General features: G+C 75.6%; 8 protein-coding genes. 5 read left to right on the top strand and 3 right to left on the bottom strand.

Annotation, left to right across the window (positions count from 1 at the left end):
- Nucleotides 1-69 precede the first annotated feature (69 nt).
- Both ABZ570_RS33010 and ABZ570_RS33005 read left to right on the top strand, forming a co-directional pair.
- Nucleotides 70-201 (top strand): hypothetical protein, encoded by a 132-nt coding sequence (locus ABZ570_RS33010; RefSeq protein WP_358071952.1) that lies wholly within the window; start codon nucleotides 70-72, stop codon nucleotides 199-201.
- A 21-nt stretch (nucleotides 202-222) separates the two neighbouring features.
- Nucleotides 223-597 (top strand): hypothetical protein, encoded by a 375-nt coding sequence (locus tag ABZ570_RS33005; protein WP_358071950.1) that lies wholly within the window; start codon nucleotides 223-225, stop codon nucleotides 595-597.
- Between the two features lie 25 nt (nucleotides 598-622).
- Here the strand turns inward: ABZ570_RS33005 and ABZ570_RS33000 are convergent, their stop codons facing one another.
- Nucleotides 623-2,434, bottom strand: coding sequence for a glycoside hydrolase family 15 protein (locus tag ABZ570_RS33000; protein WP_358071948.1), 1,812 nt, complete (start codon nucleotides 2,432-2,434; stop codon nucleotides 623-625).
- Nucleotides 2,435-2,569: 135 nt separating this feature from the next.
- Between ABZ570_RS33000 and ABZ570_RS32995 the strand changes: the two genes are divergently transcribed.
- Nucleotides 2,570-3,586, top strand: coding sequence for an SDR family oxidoreductase (locus ABZ570_RS32995; RefSeq protein WP_358071946.1), 1,017 nt, complete (start codon nucleotides 2,570-2,572; stop codon nucleotides 3,584-3,586).
- A 55-nt stretch (nucleotides 3,587-3,641) separates the two neighbouring features.
- Nucleotides 3,642-4,712, top strand: a complete 1,071-nt coding sequence (locus tag ABZ570_RS32990) for a PIN domain-containing protein (protein WP_358071944.1) — start codon at nucleotides 3,642-3,644, stop codon at nucleotides 4,710-4,712.
- 45 nt (nucleotides 4,713-4,757) lie between these two features.
- Here the strand turns inward: ABZ570_RS32990 and ABZ570_RS32985 are convergent, their stop codons facing one another.
- A complete protein-coding gene (locus tag ABZ570_RS32985; RefSeq protein ID WP_358071942.1) occupies nucleotides 4,758-6,017 on the bottom strand; it encodes a hypothetical protein in 1,260 nt (419 codons plus the stop codon).
- Between the two features lie 126 nt (nucleotides 6,018-6,143).
- Nucleotides 6,144-6,857, bottom strand: a complete 714-nt coding sequence (locus tag ABZ570_RS32980; RefSeq protein WP_358071940.1) for a hypothetical protein — start codon at nucleotides 6,855-6,857, stop codon at nucleotides 6,144-6,146.
- A 161-nt stretch (nucleotides 6,858-7,018) separates the two neighbouring features.
- On the opposite strand from ABZ570_RS32980, the gene ABZ570_RS32975 reads away from it, so the two are divergent.
- Complete coding sequence (locus tag ABZ570_RS32975) at nucleotides 7,019-8,155, top strand: CoA transferase (protein ID WP_358071938.1); 1,137 nt, start codon at nucleotides 7,019-7,021, stop codon at nucleotides 8,153-8,155.
- Nucleotides 8,156-8,223: the final 68 nt, after the last annotated feature.

The raw sequence follows: 8,223 nt of genomic DNA, 5'->3' as shown, positions 1-8,223 counted from the left end.
CGATGGTGCCGTTGTACGGGGCGTTGGTGACCGTCACCGCCGCTCCGTTCGTACTGGGACGGTGACGCGGTGCGGCCGACCGCGCGCGGCGCACCGGGTGCCGGCGCCGGCCATCGGGGTGCCGCCGCGGGGCCCCTGGCCCGGTCGGGCAACGGCGTCGGCCTGCGCGCCGCCGAGGCGGAGAAACACCGGGTGGCGTGAGCGGCGGGAAGGAGCGGCACGATGGACCCGACGACCCCGACGCCGATGTGGCACACCAGCGGCCTCGCGCGGCTGGCCTGGGGCGCCACCCTGATCGTGGCGCCGCGCCGGGTGCTGCGCCGGTGGGGCCACCCGAGCCGGCTCGCGGTGGGGACGCTGCGGGTGCTCGGCGTACGGCACCTGGCCCAGGCGGCGGTGACCCTGCGCCGGCCGGCCCCGGCGGTGCTCGTCGTCGGGGCCGCGGCGGACCTGCTGCACGGGACGAGCGCGCTGGCGCTCGCCGCCATCGACCGCCGGCAGCGCCGGCTCGCCCTGTTGGACAGCGCGATCGCCGGCGGTTGGGCGGTGCTGGACGGGTGGGCGGCCGCCCGTCGGCCCCGGCGGCCGCGGAGCTGAGCGCGGCGCCGGGGCGCGATCCGGGTCACCCCGGCCGGCGGTCCGGCCCGTCAGGTACGGGGCAGGGCTCGGCCTGGCCGAGGGTCACCGCGGTCTCCAGCATCAGCGCGTGCACGAACGCCTGCGGAAAGTTCCCGCGCAACTGCCGCTGCTGCACGTCGTACTCCTCGGTGAACAGGCCCGGCGATCCGCACGCGGCCCGGTTGCGCTCGAACCACCGGTTGGCCGCCAGCACGTCGCCGGCCTGCCAGGCGGCGAGCGCCGCGGCGAACCCGCAGAGCAGGAAGGCGCCCTCCGCGTCGCCGAGCGGCCGGCTGTCCGGGCGGAACCGGTAGAGGTAGCCCTCGGACCCCAGCTCGGCCACGACCGCCCGGCGGGTGGCCTCGGTACGCGGATCGCCCGTCGGCAGCGCTCCCCGGATGCCGGGGAACAGCAGGGCGCCGTCGACCCGCCCGTCGTCGTACGCCCGTTGCCAGCGTCCGGAGGGGTGCAGGCCGTGCGCCGCGACGTCGGCGAGGATCGTGTCGGCGAGCGCCACCCACCGCCCGGCCGACCCGCGCGGCGCGACCCGGGCGGCCGCCCGCAGCCCGGCCACGCACATCAGCTTCGAATGCGTCCACTGCCGGGCCGGCAACTCCCAGATGCCCGAGTCGGACTGGTGCCAGCGTTCTCCGATGGTCCGCACGGCCAGCTCCATCGCCCGCCAGGAGTCGTCGTCCAGCCGGTCGTGCCGCCCGGCCGCCGCCAGGAGCAGCAGAACCTCGCCGAAGGCGTCGAGCTGGAACTGCTCCCGCACCCAGTTCCCGAGCCGGGGCGAGCCGCCTGGATAACCCGGTAGGAAGTCGACCGCGTGCTGCGGCGGCACCGGGTGGCCGTCGACGGTGTAGGCGGGCGCGAGTCGGTCCCCGTCGGTGAGCAGCCGCCGGGTGAGGAAGGCGACCGCGTCGTCCAGCAGCTCGTACCGGCCGACCAGGGCGGCGGCCTGGCCCGCGAAGGACTGGTCCCGCACCCAGGCGTAGCGGTAGTCGTAGTTGTGGCCGGCGAGCGCCCGCTCGGGCAGCGACGTGGTCGCCGCCGCCACCGTGCCGCCGCCCGGTCGGGTCAGGCCACGCAGCACGGCGTACGCGAAGACGGCGTCCCGCTGCGCCGGCCCGCCGGCGAGCGGCGGCAGCGACTCCCGCCAGGTGTGTTCGGTGGTCCGCCACAACTCGTCCGGCCGGGGCGGCTCGCCGTCGAGCGGATGCGTCGCGATCTCCAGCACCAGGTCGTGCTGCCCGCCGGCCGGGATGGCCAGCTCGCCGCGGAGCGCACCGTCACCGGTGAGCCGGAGCCGCTCCCCGCCGCTGTGCCGCAGGTACAGGCCGCCCGTACGGGCCAGCCAGCGCGGGCCGTCGTGGCGCACCTCCCGTACCGGTTCGCGGCCGAAGTCGGCGCGTGGATCGAGCCGGACGTGGACGACGGCATCCCGGTCGAGGGCGTGGATCTGCCGCAGCAGCACCACCCGCTGCTCCTCGCCGGGAAACAGCAGGGCCTCCCGGGACTCGATGATCCCGTCCGTGGTCACCCACCGGCTCACCCACACCAGCGATCCCGGCTCGTAGTGGCCGCCCCACACGAACCGTGGGTTCGCCGGGGTCACCAGGTAGTCGCCCCGGCCGCCGAGCAGGCCGCTGAACACGGGCGGGTCCGCCCAGCCGGGAGCGCAGAGCCAGGTCACGTTCCCGTCCGGCCCGACGAGGGCGCCCCGGTGGCCGTCGGCGAGCAACGCGTACTCGCGCAGCACGCTCGGCCCGCGTTCCGGGGCCGCCGGCCCGGGCGACCGCTCGTCCCGTCCCACCGGCACCACCTCCGGCAGCCCGTACCCGTCGCGGGTCGCGCCACACCTGCCCGAACCTGGTCGCGTCCGATCCGACTACCCCGCCCGCCCCGGGGTACTGCCCAGGACAGGACGGACGACGCCGAGGGGAGTGACATGAGCCGGAAGCGACAGCGGGCCCAGGTGGCGGTGATCACGGGCGCCAGCGCCGGAGTCGGGCGGGCCACGGCCCGGCTGCTCGCCCAGCGCGGCATCGCCATCGCCCTCCTGGCCCGGGGGCGCACCGGGCTGGACGCCGCCGCGGCCGAGGTCCGGGCGGCCGGCAGCCGGGCCCTGCCCGTCGAGGTGGACATGGCCGAGCACGACCAGGTGGTGGCCGCCGGGCAGCGGATCGAGGCCGAACTCGGGCCGATCGACCTCTGGATCAACTGCGCGTTCAGCTCGGTCTTCGCCCCGTTCCAGGAGACCCGACCGGAGGAGTTCCGCCGGGCCATGGAGGTCACCTACCTCGGCTACGTGCACGGCACCCGGGTGGCCCTGCACCACATGGTGCCCCGGGACCGGGGCACCATCGTCCAGGCCGGGTCGGCGCTGGCGTACCGGGGCATCCCGTTGCAGGCCACGTACTGCGGGGCCAAGCACGCGATCGTCGGGTTCACCGAGTCGCTGCGCTGCGAGCTGATGCACGACAAGAGCAACGTCAAGGTGACGATGGTGCAGCTGCCCGCGCTGAACACCCCGCAGTTCGACTGGCTGCTGTCCCGGTTGCCCCGGCACGCCCAGCCGGTGCCGCCGATCTACGACCCGGTGGTGGCCGCCCGGGCCCTCGCCGCCGCCGCCGACCGGCCCGGCCGGCGGGAGTACTGGGTGGGCGCCTCCACCGCCCTGACCATCCTCGGCAACCGGATCGTTCCCGGCCTGCTCGACCGGTACCTCGCCCGCACCGGCTACCAGTCACAGCAGACCGACCGACCGGCCGACCACGACCGGCCGGCCAACCTGTGGCAGCCGGCGGACGGCCCGCAGGGCCGGGACTACGGCGCGCAGGGCAGCTTCACCAGCCGGGCGCACCGGCACAGCGCGCAGGCCTGGTTGTCCCGGCACCGCCTGGTCACCGCCGCCGGCCTCGCCACCGGCGCGGCGGTCGGCGTCCTGGCCTGGCCGCGCCACTGACCCGGCCGGCGCCGTCGACGTGGACGGGCGTGCCGCCGGGCGTAGGCTGACCGACGTGGATTCCGAAGACCGGATCGCCCTGTTCCTTGACTACGAGAACCTGGCGCTGGGCGTACGCGACCATCACGGCGGCCACGCCTTCGACTTCCGCCCGATCGCCGACGCCCTCGCCGAGCGGGGCCGGGTGGTGGTGCGCCGGGCGTACGCCGACTGGTCGTACTTCGACGAGGACCGGCGGATGCTCACCCGGTCGCACGTCGAACTCATCGAGATTCCCCAGCGGATGGGCGCCACCCGGAAGAACGCCGCCGACATCAAGATGGCCGTCGACGCCGTGGAGCTGGCCTTCGAACGCGACTACCTCTCCACGTTCGTGATCTGCACCGGCGACAGCGACTTCACCCCGCTGGTCTACAAGCTCCGCGAACTCAACAAGCGGGTGATCGGGGTCGGCGTGGAGAAGTCGACCTCGGCCCTGCTCCCACCCGCCTGCGACGAGTTCCTCTACTACGACCGGCTGGAGGGGGTCGAGGTGCCCACCACCGCCGGCCGGTGGGGTGGCCGTCCCGGGCGGGCGCCCGCCCCGGAGGTCCCGCAGCAGCCGGAGCCGGAGCCCCAACCGGTCGCGGAGGAACCGGCCCGGGACGTCGACACGCTCGCCGTCCTCGTCGCGCAGACCGTCGCCGGCCTCGAGGGCGGCACCAGCGGAGAGGTGACCGCCTCCGGGTTGAAACGGACCCTGCTGCGCAAGGATCCGACGTTCAGCGAGTCCGACTACGGCTTCCGTACCTTCGGCGAGCTGCTGCGCTACCTGGCCGAACACAACGTGGTCGAGCTAGCCGCGGGGCCGGCCAAGGGCGACCCCGAGGTGTCGCTGCCGGAACGCGGCGACCGGGAGGCGGCCTTCGCACTGCTGCGCTCCGTGGTCGTGGACCTGGCCGGCGGCGGCGCGGTCGCGCTCTCCGGGCTGAAGGACCAGCTCCGCCGGGCACGCCCCGACTTCAGCGAGAAGAAGCTCGGCTATCGCAGCTTCCTGCAGTTCTGCAAGGCGGCCGCCACCACCGGCACGGTGGACCTGCGCTGGAGCCCGGACGCCGACGACTACCTGCTCACCCCGCGCTCCTGACCGGCCCCGCCGGGGCGGCCACGGGCCGCCGGCCGCTGTGGGTTGTCAGCGCCCCCGGGACCCGTGCGACGGACAGAGCAGCCGCTCCACCAGCGGTAGCCGGAGCAGGTCCAGGCAGCCGGTCGGTGCCGGAGGCTCGGTCGGCTCCGTCGGGCTGGTCGGGCTGGGCGGGGTGGTCGGGGTGGGTGCCGTGGTCGGGCCGGGCGCGGTGGTCGGGGCCGGGGCCGGGGCGGTGGTCGGCCCGGGACGGGAGGGTGGCGCCGGTCGGGTGGTCGCGCGTGCCGCTGGAACGGTCCGAGCGGTCGCGGGCCGAGCGACGGGCTCGCCCGCGGCACCGCCCGCGGGCCGGGTCGCGGTGGCGGGCGACGGCGGACGCGGCACGGGGCGGTCCGGTGGCTCGGGACCGGCGGGTGGGCTCGGCGCCGGGCTGACGGCGGCGCCGCCCACCTGTGTCGTCGCGGCGACGCCGCCCGCCCGCGCCTGCGCCCGGTACGGCAGGTCGGCCGGTTCCGCCCCCATTCCGCCGGTGGTCAGGAACGCGAACGCCACCGCGACGGCGACGGCCGCGGCCGCCGTCACGCGCTCGGGGCGCAGCAGGGGGAGCGGAGCGTCGTGCGGCGCCACCGCTGGCGGCGGCGACGGCCGGGCGTCGCGGTGGGCCGCCAGCATCCCGTCGAGCTGCGGGACGATGAGCGGGCGCGCCCCGGTGGCGGTGGCGAAGGCGAGGGTGAGGTAGAACCGGGCGTTCACGGCGGTGGCGGCGGGGACCCGCAACCCGGCCGGACGACCGCCGTCGGCGGTGTGCAGCAGGGTGATCGGGACCTCCGGGTGGTGCCCCAGTCCCCGCAGGCCGGTGTACGTCCACTCGCGTCGGCCGGCCCGGCCGGCGAAGACGACGCGACGGTCGGTCACGACCGCCATGCCGGCGTCGACGACCCGCAGGCCCGCCGGCGTCACGCGCGCGGACTCGTCGACGGGGGCCGCCGCGAGGGTCAGGCCGGGCGCCGGCAGCCCGCTGAGGTGCCGCGCCTCGGCCTCGACCAGCTCCGCGGCCGGCAGCACCCGGTAGACGACCTCGTCGTGCGCCAACTCGGCCGGCAGGCCGCTGCGTGGCTGCGTGCAGCCGAGGAAACCGGCGGCCTCGATCCGCAGCCGGACGAGGTGCTCCTCGCGGCGGCGCCAGGCCTCGACCTGCGCGTCGTACGCCCGCCGGCGCCGGTCGTTCTCGCGCCGGGCCCACTCGACCTGCCGTCGGGTGCGCCCCGTCCCGGGGCTGGTCGCGACGGTGGAGCGTTTCGGCTGCACACCTCGTACAACGGTGGCCGTCCGGGAAGGACACGAAAAGCGGGTCGTCCGCTCGTCCGGCCCGGTGCTCGGCGGCGCGGGCCACTGGCGAGCGTGGCCGGTGCGGCGCCCCCGAGCGGCACGGGATCAGCCGGAAGGGGTGGTGACATCGTCCGTGACCGGCGCGGCCACCGCCCCGGGCGGGACCTGCCGGTCCCGGCGGCGACGCCGGGTCATCAGGCCGACGCCCGCCAGGACGACGATGCCCACCGCCTCCAGCGCCAGCAGCAGCCACTGCGGGATCTGCGCGCCGCCCTCGCCGGGCTTGCCCAGCCAGCGCAGCTGGCCGCTGATGGTGAACGGCTGTCCGCCGGCCGTCGCGTGCACCGTCCAGCCGCCCACCGGATGCGGGTGCCCCGGGTCCGCCTTGACCGCCGGCGGCCGCGCCTGCCCCATCCAGTGGATGCGGTGGTCGTGCCAGCGGGCGGTGCCCCTGCTGCCGATGGTCTGCCAGGCCGGAGCGAGCGCGGCGGGATCCTGCCCGGCGGGCAGGGTGTCGGCGAACAAGCTGCGGTTGAGGTACGTCGTCTGGGACAGCTGGTTCTCCTGCACCGTTGTCGCGGTTATCCGCAGGTAGGGCTCCCGGCTGTAGCCGAGCACGACCACCTCGGCCGGCCCCGAGTTGGTGATCTCGATCCATTCACCGCCCGGATCGACCCGTACCCGCACGCCGGGCGGCGGCGGGGTGACCGCGTCCAGGTCGGCTCGGTAATAGGCGGCGTCGGGGATCGGCTGGCCGCCGCCGTGCGCCGCGGCCGGCGCCGCCGGACCGGCTGCCACGATGAGGACGGCGCCCAGCACGGCTGGGACTCTGCGTGACCACTCACCCACGCCCGTGATTCTGCTCGGCGTCGCGGCCGCCCGGCCCGTTCATGAAGCAGATGTCATCGACGGCTCGCGTCGCGGGCGGTGGAAGGCCGACCGGTACGGTGGCACCGGCACCGGCAGGGGAGGGCGTGGCGATGGCGGAGGGTCGACCCGGACCGCTGCACGGAATTCTCGTCGCGGACTTCTCCCGCATCCTCGCCGGCCCGTACGCGACGATGCTCCTCGCCGATCTCGGCGCCGACGTCATCAAGGTGGAGGGGCCTGGCGGCGACGACACCCGTACCTGGCGGCCGCCGGTCCGCGACGGGATCGCCACCTACTACCTCGGCGTCAACCGCAACAAGCGCTCGGTGGTGCTGGACCTCACCGATCCCGGCGACCTGGCGCTGGCCCACCGGCTCGCCCGGCGCGCCGACGTCATGATCCAGAACTTCCGGCCCGGTACACTGCGCCGCTTCGGCCTCGGCTACGACGCCGTCGCCGCCGCCAACGCCGGCATCGTCTACGCCTCGATCAGCGGCTTCGGCGTGGCGGCGGGCGCGGACCTGCCCGGGTACGACCTGATGGTCCAGGCGGCGTCGGGGCTGATGAGCCTCACCGGCGAGCCGGACGGCCCGCCGTACAAGGCCGGGGTCGCCGTGTTCGACGTGATGGCCGGGCTGCACGCCGCCGTCGGGATCCTCGCCGCCCTGCACCACCGGCAGGAGTGCGGGGTCGGCCAGCACGTCGAGGTCAACCTGCTCTCCTCGGCCCTGTCCGGCCTGGTCAACCACAGCAGCGCCCACGTCGCCGCCGGCACGGTGCCGTTCCGGATGGGCAACGCCCACCCGAGCATCTTCCCGTACGAGCCGCTGCCCACCGCCGACGGGGAACTCGTCGTGATCGCCGGCAACGACGGTCAGTTCCGCACCCTGTGCCAGGTGCTCGGCCTGCCGGAGCTGGCGGACGACTCGCGCTTCCGGCGTAACCAGGACCGCACCGTCAACCGCGAGCTGCTGCGTCCGCTCCTGGTCGCGCGGCTGCGCGAACGCACGAGCGACGAGTGGTTCCACGACCTGCGCGCGGCGGGCGTGCCGTGCAGCCCGATCAACACGGTCGACGGCGGTGTGGCCCTGGCCGGCGAGCTGGGGCTCGAACCCGTGGTCACCGTCGACGGCGTGCCCGGGGTGCGTAACCCGATCGGCCTCTCCGCCACCCCACCGCGCTACCACCTGCCGCCGCCGGGGCTGGACGAGCACGGCGCGGAGATCCGGGCCTGGCTGGCCGGTTGAGCCCGGGGCGGACTATCGCCTCCTTGCCCCTGCCTTGCAAAGATCAAGCCTTCTGTCGGCCAGCGTCG

Source organism: Micromonospora sp. NPDC007271 (genome assembly GCF_040634005.1).
Lineage (GTDB): Bacteria > Actinomycetota > Actinomycetes > Mycobacteriales > Micromonosporaceae > Micromonospora.
Note: the sequence above shows the minus strand (reverse complement) of the source record. Positions and strands in the feature narration are given on the sequence as shown.